The sequence below is a fragment of the Paraburkholderia sp. CNPSo 3281 genome (assembly GCF_024206515.1).
GTDB lineage: Bacteria > Pseudomonadota > Gammaproteobacteria > Burkholderiales > Burkholderiaceae > Paraburkholderia > Paraburkholderia nodosa.
The window spans coordinates 1-16,458 of sequence record NZ_JAMBPS010000002.1 but is presented as its reverse complement, the minus strand read 5'-3'; the positions used below and the strand labels follow the sequence as shown (position 1 = coordinate 16,458).

Annotated in this window: 17 protein-coding genes and 1 pseudogene; 11 read left to right on the top strand and 7 right to left on the bottom strand. The window is 66.1% G+C overall.

Translation table 11 applies throughout. The features are described 5' to 3' along the window. Positions 1-37: 37 nt before the first annotated feature. On the bottom strand, positions 38-886 hold the full coding sequence (trxA, locus tag M3I56_RS02155; protein ID WP_254352365.1) for a thioredoxin: 849 nt from the start codon (positions 884-886) through the stop codon (positions 38-40). Positions 887-969: 83 nt separating this feature from the next. Beyond that, complete coding sequence (locus tag M3I56_RS02150; RefSeq protein ID WP_254352364.1) at positions 970-1,851, bottom strand: pirin family protein; 882 nt, start codon at positions 1,849-1,851, stop codon at positions 970-972. A gap of 220 nt (positions 1,852-2,071) precedes the next feature. Between M3I56_RS02150 and M3I56_RS02145 the strand changes: the two genes are divergently transcribed. After that, positions 2,072-2,980: an EamA family transporter gene (locus M3I56_RS02145; protein ID WP_254352363.1), complete on the top strand. Its 909-nt coding sequence runs from the start codon at positions 2,072-2,074 to the stop codon at positions 2,978-2,980. Between the two features lie 84 nt (positions 2,981-3,064). On the opposite strand, the gene M3I56_RS02140 is transcribed toward M3I56_RS02145, so the two are convergent. Next, positions 3,065-4,624, bottom strand: coding sequence for an N-acetylmuramoyl-L-alanine amidase (locus M3I56_RS02140; protein ID WP_254352362.1), 1,560 nt, complete (start codon positions 4,622-4,624; stop codon positions 3,065-3,067). Continuing rightward, positions 4,606-5,196 carry a tRNA (adenosine(37)-N6)-threonylcarbamoyltransferase complex ATPase subunit type 1 TsaE gene (gene tsaE / locus M3I56_RS02135; protein ID WP_254352361.1) on the bottom strand — a complete coding sequence of 197 codons (591 nt, stop codon included), beginning with the start codon at positions 5,194-5,196 and terminating at the stop codon, positions 4,606-4,608. Before tsaE ends, M3I56_RS02140 begins: the two co-directional genes overlap by 19 nt. Before the next feature lie 146 nt (positions 5,197-5,342). On the opposite strand from tsaE, the gene queG reads away from it, so the two are divergent. The 7 genes from queG to M3I56_RS02100 all read left to right on the top strand — a co-directional run bounded on the left by queG (position 5,343) and on the right by M3I56_RS02100 (position 10,446). Next, positions 5,343-6,599, top strand: coding sequence for a tRNA epoxyqueuosine(34) reductase QueG (gene queG / locus M3I56_RS02130; protein ID WP_254352360.1), 1,257 nt, complete (start codon positions 5,343-5,345; stop codon positions 6,597-6,599). A gap of 116 nt (positions 6,600-6,715) precedes the next feature. Next, positions 6,716-7,201, top strand: a complete 486-nt coding sequence (locus M3I56_RS02125) for a methylated-DNA--[protein]-cysteine S-methyltransferase (RefSeq protein ID WP_254352640.1) — start codon at positions 6,716-6,718, stop codon at positions 7,199-7,201. A 4-nt stretch (positions 7,202-7,205) separates the two neighbouring features. Then, a complete protein-coding gene (xerD, locus tag M3I56_RS02120) occupies positions 7,206-8,183 on the top strand; it encodes a site-specific tyrosine recombinase XerD (protein WP_375541664.1) in 978 nt (325 codons plus the stop codon). A 55-nt stretch (positions 8,184-8,238) separates the two neighbouring features. Next, on the top strand, positions 8,239-8,730 hold the full coding sequence (gene ybaK / locus M3I56_RS02115; RefSeq protein ID WP_254352359.1) for a Cys-tRNA(Pro) deacylase: 492 nt from the start codon (positions 8,239-8,241) through the stop codon (positions 8,728-8,730). 210 nt (positions 8,731-8,940) lie between these two features. Then, on the top strand, positions 8,941-9,561 hold the full coding sequence (plsY, locus tag M3I56_RS02110; RefSeq protein WP_254352638.1) for a glycerol-3-phosphate 1-O-acyltransferase PlsY: 621 nt from the start codon (positions 8,941-8,943) through the stop codon (positions 9,559-9,561). An 80-nt stretch (positions 9,562-9,641) separates the two neighbouring features. After that, on the top strand, positions 9,642-9,965 hold the full coding sequence (locus M3I56_RS02105; RefSeq protein WP_028202056.1) for a helix-turn-helix transcriptional regulator: 324 nt from the start codon (positions 9,642-9,644) through the stop codon (positions 9,963-9,965). Beyond that, entirely contained in the window at positions 9,958-10,446 is a 489-nt protein-coding gene (locus M3I56_RS02100) for an SRPBCC family protein (RefSeq protein ID WP_254352358.1), read from the top strand. Before M3I56_RS02105 ends, M3I56_RS02100 begins: the two co-directional genes overlap by 8 nt. Positions 10,447-10,521: 75 nt before the next feature. Here M3I56_RS02100 and M3I56_RS02095 read toward each other — a convergent pair whose 3' ends face one another. Next, positions 10,522-11,007, bottom strand: a complete 486-nt coding sequence (locus M3I56_RS02095; RefSeq protein WP_254352357.1) for a YajQ family cyclic di-GMP-binding protein — start codon at positions 11,005-11,007, stop codon at positions 10,522-10,524. 287 nt (positions 11,008-11,294) lie between these two features. On the opposite strand from M3I56_RS02095, the gene murB reads away from it, so the two are divergent. Beyond that, positions 11,295-12,332, top strand: a complete 1,038-nt coding sequence (gene murB / locus M3I56_RS02090) for a UDP-N-acetylmuramate dehydrogenase (protein WP_375541674.1) — start codon at positions 11,295-11,297, stop codon at positions 12,330-12,332. Positions 12,333-12,374: 42 nt separating this feature from the next. Here the strand turns inward: murB and M3I56_RS02085 are convergent, their stop codons facing one another. Further along, positions 12,375-13,202: an EAL domain-containing protein gene (locus M3I56_RS02085; protein ID WP_254352355.1), complete on the bottom strand. Its 828-nt coding sequence runs from the start codon at positions 13,200-13,202 to the stop codon at positions 12,375-12,377. Between the two features lie 254 nt (positions 13,203-13,456). Between M3I56_RS02085 and hmgA the strand changes: the two genes are divergently transcribed. Together hmgA and fahA are read left to right on the top strand one after the other, a co-directional pair. Then, on the top strand, positions 13,457-14,806 hold the full coding sequence (gene hmgA / locus M3I56_RS02080; protein WP_254352354.1) for a homogentisate 1,2-dioxygenase: 1,350 nt from the start codon (positions 13,457-13,459) through the stop codon (positions 14,804-14,806). After that, positions 14,803-16,116 carry a fumarylacetoacetase gene (gene fahA / locus M3I56_RS02075; protein ID WP_254352353.1) on the top strand — a complete coding sequence of 438 codons (1,314 nt, stop codon included), beginning with the start codon at positions 14,803-14,805 and terminating at the stop codon, positions 16,114-16,116. The genes hmgA and fahA overlap by 4 nt, the downstream gene beginning before the upstream one ends. Positions 16,117-16,272: 156 nt before the next feature. On the opposite strand, the pseudogene M3I56_RS02070 reads toward fahA, so the two are convergent. Then, positions 16,273-16,458, bottom strand: a pseudogene (locus M3I56_RS02070) (IS481 family transposase); the annotation flags it as partial.

The window sequence follows — 16,458 nt, the reverse complement described above, 5'->3', positions numbered from 1 at the left end:
CGCGAGGACGCGCGCGGCGTCCTCAGCGTGCCCAATATCAGTTCAGCGTCGCGCTCAGCTTGCGTCGCCACTCGCTCACGAGCTGCGGCTGATGCGCCGCGAGATCGAACACGGAAAGCATGGTCTTGCGGCCCACGTCGTCGCGAAAGGCGCGGTCGCGCTTCACGATCTCCAGCAGATGCTCGAGCGCGCCCGCGTACTTGTGCCGCGCGATCAGCGCGCTCGCCAGATCGAAGCGCGCTTCGAGGTCGCCGGGATTGGCGGCGACCTGGGCTTCGAGCGCGTCGGTGGGCGGCAGGTCGGCGGCGGCGTCGAGCGCGTCGAGGCGCGTCTTCAGCGCGTTAAAGCGCGCGTCGATGCCCTGTGTGGTCTTGGGCGAGAGCAGCTCGACTGCCTTTTGCGCGTCGTCGGCGCGGTTGTCGGCGAGCAGCATCTCGATCAGGTCCATGCGCACTTCGTCGTTGCCCGGATCGAACGCCAGTGCGGCCTGCAGCGCTTCATAGGCTTCGTCGCGGCGGCCCTCGGCCAGCGCTTCCTGTGCGGCCTGGCGCGCGGCGTCGGCACCGTCGGGGATCAGGCCGTCGAGGAACTGGCGTAGCTGGCCTTCGGGCAGCACGCCCACGAACTGATCGACCGCCTGGCGGTCCGCGAACGCCACGACGTGCGGAATGCTGCGCACGCCGAAGTGCGCGGCGAGCTCCTGGTTCTCGTCGACGTTCACCTTCACGAGCTTCCATTTGCCCGCGTAGTCGGCCTCGAGCTTTTCGAGCATCGGGCCGAGGCTCTTGCAAGGGCCGCACCAGGGCGCCCAGAAGTCGACCAGCACCGGCGCGAGCGCCGACGCTTCGATCACGTCTTTTTCGAAAGTGGCGAGAGTGGTGTCCATTGCGTCCTCGTTGAGATAACCGTTATGCCGCTAGTTGGGGACGAAACGCCCGGGTTTCAATCATCCTCCGAAGCGGCGAGCCGTTAGCGCGGCTTCTTTTCCGGCAGCGGAATCCATTCCGTTTCGCCGGGAACATGCCCCATTTCCTGGCGCGTCCAGGCTTCTTTCGCGGCTTCGATCTTCTCGCGCGAGCTTGCCACGAAGTTCCATTCGATGAAGCGCTCGCCTTCGAGCTTTTCCCCGCCGAGCAGCATCACGCGTGCCCCATTTGCGCTCGAGAGCGTGACGGTTTCGCCCGGCACCAGCACGGCCATGGTGTGCTGTTCGAGCGGGGTGCCGTCGATCGCGAGATCGCCTTCCACGAGATACACGCCGCGCTCTTCGTGCTCCGCGTCGAGCGCGAATGCGCTGCCCGGCGCGAAATCTGCGGCGACGTACAGCGTGCCGGAAAAGGTCTCGACCGGCGAGGTGGCGCCGAACGCCGTGCCGGCGATCACGCGCATCGTGACGCCGTTGCGCTCGATTTCGGGCAGCGTGGCGGCGGCGTGATGGAAGAACGACGGCTGGGCGTCTTCGTGATCGAGCGGCAGCGCCACCCAGGTCTGGATGCCGTGCATGGTGAGGCCGGTGGCGCGGTCCTCGTCGGGCGTGCGCTCGGAGTGGACGATGCCGCGCCCGGCCGTCATCCAGTTCACGTCGCCGGGCACGATCTTCTGGCTGGAACCGATGCTGTCGCGATGCATGAGCGCGCCGTCGAAAAGATAGGTGACCGTCGCGAGCCCGATATGCGGGTGCGGACGCACATCCACGCCCGAGCCCGGCGCGAGCGTGGCGGGCCCCATGTGGTCGAAAAAGATGAACGGGCCGACGAGGCGTGCGGCGAGCGCGGGCAGCACGCGCCGCACATAGAGATTGCCGATGTCGCGTTGATGAGGCTTGAGAACCGCTTTGATCGATGAGGACATGTTGCTTCCTGGATGAGTCGTACGGCACGCTGTGGGCCAACTAGTGGGCGAAATCGGCGCGCGGGTAGGCCGCGCGCGAGGCTGGCGCTCATTCTAACGCCGGCTTTCCCGGCGTGCGGCCAACCCAGGGGCCCGGCGCTGGCGGCTCGGCGCGCCGCGGCGCGAGGCGGTAAGATCGCCGCTTCGAAGAAGAGGCATGACGCAAAAGAGGAGAGAGGGGATGTCGCCGAAGGACTTGTTGCTCGCGCTGGTGGTGGTGCTAGCGTGGGGCGTGAATTTCGTCGTGATCAAGGTGGGGCTGCACGGCGTGCCGCCACTCCTGCTCGGCGCGCTGCGCTTCATGCTGGCGGCGTTCCCCGCGGTGCTGATCGTGAAGCGCCCGCGGATGCCGCTGCGCTGGCTGCTGGCCTACGGCGCGACCATCTCGCTCGGCCAGTTCGCGTTCCTCTTCACGGCAATGTACGTGGGCATGCCCGCGGGCCTCGCTTCGGTCGTGCTGCAGGCGCAGGCGTTCTTCACGCTCGGTTTTGCGGCGGTATTTCTGCGTGAGCGCTTTCACGCGCAGAACGTCATCGGCCTGTTGATCGCCGCGGGCGGTCTCGCGCTGATCGGCGTGCAGTCGATGGGGGGCACAGCGGGCAAAAGTGCGCAAGGCATAACCATCGCCGGTTTCGTGCTCACGCTATGTGCGGCCTGCATGTGGGCGCTCGGCAATATCGTCACGAAAAAGGTGGGCAAGGTGGACCTCGTCGGCCTCGTGGTGTGGGCGAGCCTCGTGCCGCCGCTGCCGTTTCTCGTGCTCTCGTACTGGATGGAAGGCCCGCAGCGCATCGTCGCCGCGCTCTCGGGCATCGGCATGACGTCGGTGGGCGCGATCGTCTATCTCGCGTTCGTGGCGACGCTCATCGGCTATAGCCTCTGGAGCCGCCTGCTCTCGAAGTATCCCGCAAGCCAGGTGGCGCCGTTCTCGCTGCTCGTGCCGATCGTCGGGCTGGCCTCGGCGTCGCTGCTGCTCGGCGAGCAGTTGAGCGCGGCCGAGATCGGCGGCGCCGTGCTCGTGATGGGCGGCCTCGCCGTCAACGTGTTCGGGGGCTGGGTCAAGCAGCGCCTCGGGGCCGTGCGCTCGTAAAGTCTGCGCGCCAGATGAAAAACGCCGCGCGAGCCCGAAGGCTTGCGCGGCGTTTCTGAAGCCGCCGGACGCCTCACACGGCACTCAGGTCATGCGGTTCTTCGCAAGCGGCGGATTGGCCGCGAAATAGCGCTTGATGCCCTTGAGAACCGCGTTCGCCATCTTGTCGCGATAGGCGTCGTCGTTGAGCTTGGTCTCTTCTTCGGGATTGCTGATGAAGGCCGTCTCCACGAGGATCGACGGAATGTCAGGCGCCTTGAGCACCGCGAAGCCCGCCTGCTCGACCGAGCCCTTGTGCAGCTTGTTGATCTCGCCGACCTCGTTGAGCACGAAGCCGCCGTAACGCAGCGAGTCGCGGATCTGCGCCGTCGTCGACATGTCGAAGAGCGCGCGGTTCACGGCGGCGTCGGCCGTCTGCACGCTGATGCCGCCGATCTGATCCGACGCGTTTTCCTTGTTCGCCATCCAGCGCGCCGCGGCGCTCGTCGCGCCGTGCTCCGACAGCGCGAACACCGACGAGCCGCGCGCCTCGGGCGTCGTGAACGCGTCGGCGTGGATCGAGACGAACAGGTCCGCGCCCACGCGGCGCGCCTTCTGCACGCGTACGTTCAGCGGCACGAAGAAGTCGGCGTCGCGCGTCATCATCGCGCGCATGTTGGGCTGGGCGTCGATTTTCGCGCGCAGCTTCTTCGCGATGTCGAGCGCGACGTGCTTCTCGTAGGTGCCCGCGCTGCCGATCGCGCCCGGGTCCTCGCCGCCGTGGCCCGGATCGATCGCGACCGTCAACAGGCGCGTGGTGCCGCCCCTGGTGGACTTCGGCGCGGTGAAGCCGTAGTTGTCGTCGGCGCTGGCGTTGTCGTCGTCGTTGTTGCGCTGGGCGACGACAGGCGGCTTCGGCGCGGCAGGCCTCGGCGGACGCGGCGCAACCACGGGGGGCGCGGAACGCGGCGTGCCGGGCGAGGCGCCCGCGTCGTTCTGCGCGTAGCGCTCGAAAAATGCGTCGCTGTTGTCGTGCGCGGGCGGCGCGCCGATTCCGGCATTGGGACCGGCGAGCGTGGGCGGCGTGGAGGGCGGCACGCTGTCCTTCATCGCTTCGTGCGCGTCGAGCTGCTGCTGCTTGTGCTCGGTTTGCGCCAGCAGGTCCATGAGCGGGTCGGGCGCGACCGCCGGGTAGAGGTCGAACACGAGCCGGTACTTGTACGAGCCGATAGGGGCCAGCGTGAACACCTGTGGCTTCACGCCGCCCTTGAGGTCGAACACCATGCGCACCACGTGCGGCTGGTACTGGCCCACGCGCACGGCCTGGATCTGCGGATCGTTCGGCGTGATCTTGGAGACGAGGTTCTTGAGCGCGTCGTCGAGATCGAGTCCGGTGAGATCGACGACGAGCCGATCCGGGCCCTGCAGCAGTTGCTGCGTGTTCTGCAGCGGCTGGTCCGATTCGATGGTGACGCGGGTGTAGTCGCGCGCGGGCCACACCCGCACGCCGACGACCGAAGTGGCCCACGCGAGGCGCGGCACGGCAAGACCGAGCACGAGCGTGGAGGCGCCCGCCTTCAGAATCTGCCGGCGACGCCAGTTGTGCGTGGCGGTGGCGGCCGATTCGATCGAGCGGAACGGTTTGATTAACATCTTTCTAGACATGCCTTTCCTGATGCGCTGTATGCGTAGGCGGTGAGCACGCGGCCTTCGCCGCTTGCATCCGGCTCCAGCGAGAACACGAGATCGGGTACGCCAAGCAGGCCGCCCGCGCGTTGCGGCCATTCGACGAGGCACACCGCATCTTGCGCGAAATATTCGCGAAAGCCCGAGTCGGCCCATTCGGCCGGATCGCTGAAACGGTACAGATCGAAGTGATAGAGCTGGAGTTCCCCACAGGGCGTGGCGACGGTGTACGGTTCGACGAGCGTGTAGGTGGGGCTGCGCACGCGGCCCGCGTGGCCGAGCGCGCGCAACGTGGCGCGCACGAGCGAGGTCTTGCCCGCGCCGAGGTCGCCATGCAACTGCACGTGCAGCCCGTGAAAGGGCGGTGCGTCGTGATTCTGCGCGCTCTTTTGTGCAACATTTGCGCGCAGCGAATCGAGCGCGTGCGCAAAGCGTGCGCCGAAGGCGTCGGTGGCGTCGGCGTTTGCAAGGTCGAAACGGCGTTCGAGGAGAACGGCGGCGGATGGATCAAGCAAAAGCGGCGCGTGGTCGTGACCGGGCGTGTCGGGCATTCTCGTAAAATGGCGTAATGAACCCCACGCACTCCCCTTCCAACTCCGCGCAGGATGCGCGCGCGTCTTCGGAGGCGCTCGACCCAACGTCCGCTCAGGCGTGTGCTCAAGCGCATGCTCGAGCTAACGCACCGCGAGAGTCGTCTGTGCCGGCCGTCGAGCAGGCCACGCTGCTCGATGAGGCGGCGCTTGCCGCGCTCGCGGCGCGCATCCGGACGTGGGGGCGCGAGCTGGGGTTCGGTGCGATCGGTATCAGTGACGCCGACCTTTCCCATGCCGAGGCGGGCCTCGCCGCGTGGCTCGAAGCAGGCTGCCACGGCGAGATGGATTATATGGCCAAACATGGGATGAAACGCGCGCGGCCCGCCGAGCTTGTGGCCGGCACGCGACGCGTGATCACCGCGCGCATGGCCTATTTGCCCATCGATACGCTCGCGCCGAATGCAGAGGGAAAGACGCACGAAAGTGCTTCGCAAGGCGGCCCGGATCGCAGCGAGAGCGCTGGCACGAACGTTGCCCACCAGAGCGTTCACGCCGACTGGCGTCTGCGCGAGCACGCGCGCCTCGCCGACCCGCATGCCGCCGTCGTGTCGATTTACGCGCGCGGCCGCGACTATCACAAGGTGTTGCGCGCGCGACTCCAGCAGCTTGCCGAGCGCATCGAGGGCGAGATCGGCCAGTTCGGTTTTCGCGTGTTCACCGACTCCGCGCCGGTGCTCGAAGTCGAGCTTGCGCAGAAGGCGGGCGTGGGCTGGCGCGGCAAGCACACGCTGCTGCTGCAGCGCGACGCGGGCTCGCTCTTCTTTCTCGGCGAGATCTACGTGGACGTGCCGCTGCCCACCGACGCCGACGACCCAGCCAGCGCCGCACCGGAAACGCCGGGCGCACATTGCGGCAGTTGCACGCGCTGCATCGACGCGTGCCCAACGGGGGCGATCACCGGGCCGTATCGCGTGGATGCGCGCCGCTGCATCTCCTATCTCACGATCGAGCTCAAGGGCATCATTCCCCTGGAACTGCGCGAGCTGATCGGCAATCGTGTGTATGGCTGCGACGACTGCCAGCTCGTGTGCCCATGGAACAAATTCGCGAAGGCCGCGCCCGTCGCGGATTTCGACGTGCGTCATGGGCTCGATCGCGCGAGCCTCGTCGACCTGTTCGGCTGGAGTGCGGCGCAGTTCGACGAGCGCATGCAGGGCAGCGCGATACGGCGCATCGGCTACGAGAGCTGGTCGCGCAATATCGCGGTGGCAATGGGCAATGCACTGCGCGCAACGCGTGAGGCCTCGAGCAACGATGGCGGCGCCGCGCGCGCTGCGATCGTGAAGGCGCTGCGCGAGCGCGAGCATGACGCGTCGGCCGTCGTGCGCGAGCACGTGCTTTGGGCGCTGGAGGCGGCTTGACGCAAATGGACACCGCGGAGGCTGGCATGGACATGAAACTGAACGACGGCGCGCTGGAAATCGCGCGCACAACGCGGCACCATGGCGTGCAACATTCGCGCGCGAAGGAGACGACGATGTTCAACGCAGTGATCGACGCGCCGTTCGGCAAGGTCGGCATCCGTACCGTCGGGCAAGCGCTGCGCGAGATCGTCTATCTGCCGCGGCACACGGCGAGCGTCGAGCCCGATTGCGAACTCGCCGCGCGCGCGGCCGCGCAGATCGGCCAGTATTTCGAGAGCGCCGACGCCGGCTTCGACCTGCCGCTCGCACCGCTCGGCACCGAATTCCAGCGGCGCGTGTGGGACGGCATCTGCGCAATCGAGGCGGGAGAAGTCCTCACCTACGGCGAACTCGCGAAGCGCATTGGCGGCGTGAGCCCGCGCGCCGTGGGCCAGGCGTGTGGCGACAATCCCTTTCCGCTCGTGATTCCGTGTCATCGCGTGGTGTCGGCGAGCGGCCTCGGCGGCTTCGCGCATCACGGCGGCGAAGGCTTCTTTCGCGACGTGAAGCGCTGGCTGCTCGCCCACGAATGCACGTCGAACCGATTTGAGCTGCGATAACACGATGACGATGACGACGAATCCGCCGCTTGCCGCAAGCGACGCCGCCGACGAAACGGAGCAGGCGCTCGACCCCGCCGCGGCCGAAGTGCTCGCGTCGAGCCTCACCTCCATCGACACGTTCTGCGACGCCATGTGGCTCGAGCATGGCCTCTCGCGCAACACGCTCGACGCCTACCGGCGCGATCTGCGCCTCTTCGCGCAATGGCTCGCGCGCGAGCGCTCCAATGCGCTCGATACGACCCACGAAGACGACTTGCTCGCCTACAGTGCGCGCCGCAAGGACGATAAATCCACGTCGGCGAACCGGCGCCTTTCGGTGTTTCGGCGCTACTACGGCTGGGCGCTGCGCGAGCAGCGCGTGCATTCGGACCCGACCGTGCGCATCCGCTCGGCGAAGCAGGCGCCGCGCTTTCCGTCTACCTTGAGCGAGGCGCAGGTCGAGGCGCTGCTGGGCGCGCCCGATGTCGAGACGCCACTCGGCCTGCGCGATCGCACGATGCTGGAACTGATGTACGCGAGCGGCCTGCGCGTGACCGAACTCGTCACGCTCAAGACGGTCGAGGTGGGCTTGAACGAAGGCGTCGTGCGTGTCCTCGGCAAGGGCTCGAAAGAGCGGCTCATTCCGTTCGGCGAGGAGGCGCACGCGTGGATCGAGCGCTACCTGCGCGAGGCGCGGCCGGCGCTGCTCGGCGCACGCACGACCGACGCGCTCTTCGTGACCGCGCGCGCCGAAGGCATGACGCGCCAGCAGTTCTGGCACATCATCAAGCGCCACGCGGCGGCGGCCGGTGTCCATGCGCCACTTTCGCCGCACACGATGCGCCACGCGTTCGCGACTCACCTGCTCAATCACGGCGCCGATTTGCGGGTCGTGCAGCTTCTGCTCGGCCACAGCGACATCTCGACCACGCAGATCTATACGCACGTCGCGCGCGAGCGGCTGCGGCTGTTGCACGCGAAGCATCATCCGCGCGGCTGACCCTGGCAAACGCGTTTGGCGCAGTTGTTGCAAAGCGTGCGATTACAATGCGCCGATGAGCAAAACGAAACACGTGTCTGAAACGCCCGCCACGCAGATGCTGCGCCGCGCGGGCGTCGCATTCGGCGAGCATCCCTACGAGTATGTCGAACACGGCGGCACGGAAGAGTCCGCGCGCCAACTCGGCGTGGACGAGCATCGCGTCGTCAAGACGCTCGTGATGGAGGACGAGAATGCGAAGCCGCTCATCGTCCTCATGCATGGCGACCGCAAGGTGTCGACGAAGAATCTCGCACGGCAAATCGGTGCGAAGCGCATCGAGCCGTGTAAGCCCGAAGTCGCGAACCGTCATTCGGGGTACCTGGTGGGCGGCACGTCGCCCTTCGGCACGAAGAAAGCCATGCCCGTGTATGTCGAATCGACCATACTCGAACTCGACGAGATCTGGCTCAATGGGGGCCGTCGCGGCTACCTCGTGAGCCTCGCCCCGGCGGTGCTCACGACGCTCCTGAACGCGAAGCCGGTGCAGTGCGCGAGCGTCGAATAACGGTTGAATAACTCGCGACGCTCGCTGAGCGGATCCGCCCCTCAGTTCCCGTTGCTTCCCTGATTACCCTGGTTTGTGCGTGGTTGTGCCGGCGCTGCGGGCAGGGCGCGCCCGCGCTTCGGTAGAATGAGCGCCGTCGCGCGTTGCCGGGCGGCGATGACCATCGCTACCGCCCGGCGCGCATCGTTCCACTTCCTCCGGGTTTTGTGCATGTACAACCTGTTCGTCGCCGTTCTCGCCTATCTGATCGGCTCGGTTTCGTTCGCCGTGATCGTGAGCGCCTTCATGGGCCTCGACGATCCGCGCTCCTACGGCTCCGGCAATCCCGGCGCGACCAACGTCCTGCGTAGCGGCAACAAGAAGGCCGCGATCCTCACGCTGATCGGCGACGCGTTCAAGGGCTGGCTGGCCGTCTGGCTCGTCGCGCACTTCGGCCCACGTTACGGTCTGGGCGACGCTGCCGTCGCGCTCGCCGCGATCGCCGTGTTCCTCGGCCACCTGTATCCGGTGTTCTTCCGCTTCAAGGGCGGCAAGGGCGTCGCCACCGCTGCCGGCGTCCTGCTCGCCGTGAATCCGATTCTCGGTGTCGCCACGCTCGCCACCTGGCTCATCGTCGCGTTTTTCACGCGCTACTCGTCGCTCGCGGCGCTGGCGGCCGCCGTGTTCGCGCCGCTCTACTACGTGTTCATGTTCGGCCCGCGCATCGTCGCGCTTGCCATCCTCGCCATGAGCGTGCTGCTGTTCTGGCGGCATCGCGCGAACATTTCCAAGCTCATCGCGGGCAAGGAAAGCCGCATCGGCGAGAAGAAGGCGGCGGGCGCCAGCAAGTAGGCCGGCGCGACGGGAGAGGACGGCGCTGCGGCGCCGTTTTTTCACCTTGACATGCAACCGTAAGGTTGCATAATCAATGCATGAACGACGACGCCGTATTCCGCGCGCTGGCGGACGCGAGCCGCCGTCAACTGCTCGACCGCCTCCATGCGAAAAACGGCCAGACGCTGACCGATTTATGCGAGGGGCTGGCCATCTCGCGCCAGGCGGTCACGAAGCATCTCGCCGTGCTGGAAGAGGCGAATCTCGTCGCGACGCAGCGGCATGGGCGCGAGAAGCGGCATTTCATCAATCCGGTGCCCATCGGCGAGATTGCCGCGCGCTGGATCGGCAAATTCGAGCACGAGCGCGTGGGCGCGCTCGTCGACCTCAAGCGATCACTTGAAGGAGACAGTCATGAGTAGCGACAAGCACACGCAAGGCAGTGCCGCCGGCGACTCGACGTTCGTCTACGTCACGTTCATCCGCACCACGCCGCAGGCGTTGTGGACGGCGCTCACGAGCCGCGAGTTCACCGAGCGCTACTGGTTCGGCATGCATCACGAATGCGACTGGCAAACGGGGTCGCCCTGGTCGCTGCGCTTCGCCGACGGCCGGATTGCCGACTCGGGCGCGGTGGTCGAATCCGATCCCCCGCGCCGGCTCGTGCTGCGCTGGCGCAACATGTTCCTGGCCGAACTCCATGCCGAGGGCGATTCGCACTGCACGATCGACATCGAGCCCGTTGAGCACGCGGTCAAGCTCACGATAACGCACAGCATGGCGCGGGCGGGATCGATCTTCATCGAAAAGGTGTCGGGCGGCTGGCCGCGCATCCTCTCGAACCTCAAGACCCTGCTGGAAACCGGCGAAGTGCTCATGCCGCTCGTGGTGACGGCGGACTGAGCGCGAGAAAAAGCGGGGCGTGTGAAATGAAACGGGGCGGCCCGAGCCGCCCCGCCATGCGATGGACTTGCCGCTTTAATCGCGGAAGTTGTTGAAGTCGAGCGGCGTGTCGGTCACGTCTTTGCGCAGCATGGCGATCACGCTTTGCAGGTCGTCGCGCTTGGTGCCCGTTACGCGCACCGCGTCGCCCTGGATGTTGGCCTGGACCTTGATCTTGCTGTCCTTCACGAGCTTGACGATCTTCTTCGCGAGGTCGCCCGACACACCCTTCTTCACGGTGATGACCTGCTTGACCTTGTCGCCGCCGATCTTCTCGATCTTGCCGTAGTCGAGGAAGCGCACGTCCACATTGCGCTTGGCCATTTTCGACACCAGCACGTCCTTCACCTGGCCGAGCTTGAAGTCGTCGTCGGCGAACGCGGTCAGCTCGCGCTCCTTTTGCTCGACGCGCGAATCCGAGCCCTTGAAGTCGAAGCGCGTGGAGATCTCCTTGTTGGATTGCTCCACGGCGTTCTTTACTTCGATCATGTTGGCTTCGCTGACGACGTCAAACGATGGCATTGCTTTCTCCAAAAAGTACGAGGTGCGCAAACGGCGATGCAAAAGCTACGCAAGCTAAATGCCCGCGGGTCGCAGCCGTATTCCGCGGCCCGCCGACGCATTTTCAGGCCGCGGTTCGCGCACTCGCTATAATCACGGACCGACGCCATTCTACCGGCGCTGTTGCGTTTGCCCAAGGCGGCTTGCCGCCGCCCGGTGGCGAGTCCGTGGTGCGCAGGTGCCCGCCGGCGGCCTTTCCGGCCATTTTTCGTCTGCTGTCCATGTTCCGTTCTTCCTCGATGCCCGTCATCCAAACGCCCGTCACGACGTGGTTTGCCGCCGGCTTTGCGCTGCGCGCGCACAACACGTTCGGCTTCGACGTGCGCGCGCGCTACGCGTGCCGGGTCGAAAGCGAGACCGACCTCGCCGCTGCTGTGCGCGATCCGCGCGCCCAGGGCTTGCGCACGCTCGTGCTGGGCGGCGGCAGCAACGTCGTGCTCACGCGCGACTTCGACGGTCTCGTGCTGCTCATGGGGCTGGCGGGCAAGCGCGTCGCCTACGAAGACGGCCACGCCTGGTACGTGGAGGCGGCCGCGGGCGAGAACTGGCACGATTTTGTGTCCTGGACGCTCGAAGCGGGCATGCCGGGCCTTGAGAATCTGGCGCTGATTCCGGGCACGGTAGGCGCGGCGCCCATTCAGAATATCGGCGCCTACGGGCTCGAGATGGCCGAGCGCTGCGTGGCGGTGCGGGCCATCGAGATGGCGACGGGCAAAGCCGTCGAGTTCGACGCGGCCGCCTGCCGCTTCGGCTATCGCGACAGCTTCTTCAAGCGCGAAGGGCGCGATCGCTTCGTCATTACCTCGGTCACGTTCCGCCTGCCGAAGGCCTGGCAGCCCAACGCGGGCTATGCCGACCTCGTGCGCGAGCTGGCGCAGCACAACGCCGGCGAGACGCCGCATGCGCGCGCCGTGTTCGACGCCGTGGTCGCGGTGCGGCGCGCGAAGCTGCCTGACCCGCTCGAACTCGGCAACGCGGGCAGTTTCTTCAAGAATCCCGTGATCGAAGCACAGCAGTTCGATACGCTCGTCGTGCGCGAGCCGCAGATCGTTTCGTACCAGCAGGCCGACGGGCGCGTGAAGCTCGCGGCGGGCTGGATGATCGACCGGTGCGGCTGGAAGGGCCGTGCGCTGCGCGCGGCGGCCGTGCATGAGCGTCAGGCGCTCGTGCTCGTCAATCGCGGCGGCGCGACCGGCGCTGACATTCTCGAACTCGCAGCGGCGATCCAGCGCGACGTGCTCGCGCGCTTCGGCGTGGAGCTGGAGCAGGAACCCGTCAGCCTCTAAGGCCTCTCAGGCGCCGCCCGGCGCCGCGCTTGCATCACACCCTCAAATCACCTTGTCCTGGGCCGCGAACACCGGCCCCTGCACGAAGCGCACGTCGTATTGCTGCAACTGCTCGAACTGCGCCGCATCGGTCACGCGGTTGAAAATGAGCGGAATGCGCAGCCGCGCCGCATAGCTCACGAGCGGCTTCACCATCGAATCGCGCAGCGCGGACGCCGCATCCATCTTCACGAAGTCGGGCCGAGGCACGTCCGACACCGAAAGAATCTGCCCGGCATTGGGCAGATTGCCCGCCACCTTGAACCCGTACCGCTGATAGCTCTTCGTGAGATAGCCGAGAAAGGTGCGGTGCGCGACCGCCGCCGCCGGCAGCTCGATCACGATGCGCCCGGGGTTGAGCCCGAACGACACCAGCACGTTCGAGAAATGCCTTCCATGGTCGTACTTCACGCTCTTCAGGAGCCGCTCGTGCACACGCAGGAAGAGTAGCCCGTGCTGCTGGCCACCCAGAAAATTGATGGCGTGCAGCGCGCGCACCATGCGGTCGACCGCGACGAGGTCGGGATCGTCGAGCGTGTCGCTGAATGCGTCGCAGGGCGCGAGCAAGCCGTCCTGTTCGCGCAGCGTGACTGCCTGAAAGCCGAGTTCATCGCCAAAGCGTGAGGCCATCGCGAGATCGGCGGTGAGCGACTGCGCCCCGCTGTGCACGCTGATGTCGTAAATCGGCTCGTAGGCGCTCAATAGCTCCATGCCGCGCCGCCGCGCCACGGCCTCTTTGGCGTGAGTGCCAGTGCCCATCGCCAGGTGCTCGCCGAGAAACGGATGGTCGGCGGCGCGGGCAACGAGCTCGGGAATGGTGGGAGCAATCATGGTGATGTAGCGGGAAGCGGGTGAAAGCGGGTGAAAAGCGAGAGCCCCGCACGGGGTCGCATGACCCGATGGTAGCAGCCCGCAGCCGCGCCGGATGGACTGTTTGGTCATAACGTTATCGACCATTCGCGCCCGTTCTGGAGGCGACCGGCCGTTCGTCAGGGTTTACGCCTAATTTCACTAATCGTAATTGGTTTTACTATTCGTAAATCTCGTGACCTTACGTCACGGCCCGAGAACGTGGAGAGACAGCTATGAACGCACCTTTGCGGCACCCAACCGAAGTCCAGCATGGCTACATGAGCGGTTTTGCCAACGAATTCGCGACCGAGGCGCTGGCGGGCGCGCTGCCCGCAGGCCAGAACTCGCCGCAGCGATGCGCCTATGGCCTGTACGCCGAGCAGCTCTCGGGCACCGCGTTCACCGCGCCGCGCTCGCACAACCGCCGCACGTGGTTCTACCGGATCCGTCCGGGCGCGGTGCATCAGCCGTTTGTCCCGGTCACGTCGCGCCTCGATGTGAATGGTGCGCCGCGCCTCGTCGCCGATTTCGGCGATGTGCCGCCCACGCCGCCCAACCAGCTGCGCTGGGATGCGCTGCCCATGCCCACGGAGCCCACCGATTTCATCGACGGCTGGGTGACGATGTCGGGCAACGGCTCGGCGGCCTCGATGAGCGGCTGCGCGATCCACCTGTACGCAGCGAACCGGCCGATGGTCGACCGCTTTTTCTACAACACCGACGGCGAGCTGCTGATCGTCCCGCAGCAAGGGCGTCTTGCCATCCGCACGGAGATGGGCCGGCTCGACGTCGAGCCCTTCGAGATCGTCGTGATCCCGCGCGGTGTGCGCTTTACGGTGGATTTGCCCGATGGCGAAGCACGCGGCTATATCTGTGAGAACTTCGGCGCGCTCTTGCGTCTGCCCGATCTCGGCGTGATCGGCTCGAATGGTCTCGCGAATCCGCGCGACTTCCTCACGCCCGTCGCCGCGTATGAAGACCGCGAAGGCGAGTTCGAACTCGTTACCAAGCTTAACGGCCAGCTCTGGCGCGCCGACATCGGCCACTCGCCGCTCGACGTGGTGGCGTGGCACGGCAACTACGCGCCCTACAAGTACGACCTGCGCCGCTTCAACACGATTGGCTCGATCAGCTATGACCACCCCGATCCCTCGATCTTTCTCGTGCTGCACGCGCCCACGGACACGCCGGGCGTCGACTCGATCGACTTCGTGATCTTCCCGCCGCGCTGGCTCGCGGCGGAGAACACGTTCCGTCCGCCCTGGTACCACCGCAACGTGGCGAGCGAGTTCATGGGCCTCGTGCACGGCGTGTACGACGCCAAGGCCGAAGGCTTCGTGCCGGGCGGGGCGAGCCTGCACAACTGCATGTCGGGTCACGGCCCGGATGCCGAGACCTTCGAAAAAGCCTCGCATGCCGACACGACGAAACCGCACAAGGTCGGCGACACGATGGCCTTCATGTTCGAGACCCGCACGCTGATCCGCCCGACGCGCTACGCGCTCGAAACGAGCCAGCTGCAGGCGCATTACTACGAGTGCTGGCAAGGCCTCACGAAACACTTCAATCCGGAGCAGCAATGAACAGCACCATGACGGACGAACTCAAGGCAACGCTCGACGCGAGGCGCAAGAGCTGGGTCGAGAGCGCGAACGACGCCCAGTGCGATTTCCCGATCCAGAACCTGCCGTTCGGTGTGTTCAGCAATACCCACAACGCAAAGGCGCGTGTGGGCGTGGCGATCGGCGACCTCGTGGCCGACCTTGCGGTGCTGCACGAAGCCGGGCTGCTGAGTCTGCCCGCGGGCGCGCAGCAAGACGTCTTTGCGCGTGCCGCGCTGAACGACTTCATCGCGCTTGGCCGCGAGACGTGGCGCAGCGTGCGGGTGCAGCTTTCGTCGCTGCTCGCGCGCGAAACGGCCGCGCTGCGCGACGACGCGGCGTTGCGCCAGCGCGCCTTCGTGAAGCTCTCCGACGCGAAGCTGCATCTGCCCGTGCAGATTCCGGGCTACACCGACTTCTACTCGTCGAAGGAACACGCGACGAACGTCGGCTCGATGTTTCGCGATCCGAAGAATGCGCTGTTGCCGAACTGGTCCGAGATGCCGATCGGCTATAACGGCCGCGCTTCGTCGGTGGTGGTGAGCGGCACGCCGGTGCGCCGCCCGAACGGCCAGTTGAAGCTGCCCGATCAGGATCGCCCGGTGTTCGGCGCGTGCCGCAAGCTCGATATCGAGCTGGAAACGGGCTTCATTGTCGGGCGCGGCAATGCGCTCGGCGAGCCGATCGCGTGCGAAGACGCCGAGGACCACATCTTCGGCATGGTGCTGCTCAACGACTGGAGCGCGCGCGACATCCAGCAATGGGAGTACGTGCCGCTCGGGCCGTTCAACGCGAAGACCTTCGCTTCCACGATCTCGCCGTGGGTTGTGACGCTCGACGCGCTGGCGCCGTTCCGCGTCGCGCAGCCGGTGCAGGAACCGCAGCCGCTCGAATACCTGCGTCACGAGGGCGACCACGCATTCGACATTTCGCTCGAAGTGCTGATGCGCCCCGATGGCGCGGCCGAGGCGACGACCATCGCGCGCACGAATTTCCGCCACATGTACTGGTCGATGGCGCAGCAACTCGCGCATCACACCGTGGCGGGGTGCAACACGCGCGTGGGCGACCTGATGGGTTCGGGCACGATCTCGGGCCCGACGCCGGACTCGTTCGGCAGCCTGCTCGAGCTCACGTGGAACGCGAAGAATCCGCTCGAACTGAAGAGCGGCGGCACGCGCGGCTTCATCGAAGACGGCGACGAACTCACGCTCGCGGGCTGGTGCCAGGGCGATGGCTATCGCGTGGGCTTTGGTGCCTGCGTCGGCAAGATTTTGCCTGCGGTGAAGTGATTTTGTTTGGGCTGCGTGCGGAGTTGGCCTTTCCTTGTTTTCGTGTCGGTATGCCTGGGTTGCCCCTGTGCGGGGCGGCACCTCCTTTCTTTGCAGCGGTGTACAGACTGGAGACATGATTGACACATGTATGAGGACATCGTTGACACCTGATACTCACGGCAATGCTGCTTTCAGGTCAAGTGTCGCGACACGGTGATGGGCAAACCAGAGCTCGAATACACCGTCTTCGTCGTCCTTTGGACGGGCCGCCACGCGCAGCCCCTTGAGCGCAATCGAGAGCTTCAGTTTCTGCCCCCGCAAGCGCACCAGACCACTCGAATTGACCAGCAACACCTCATC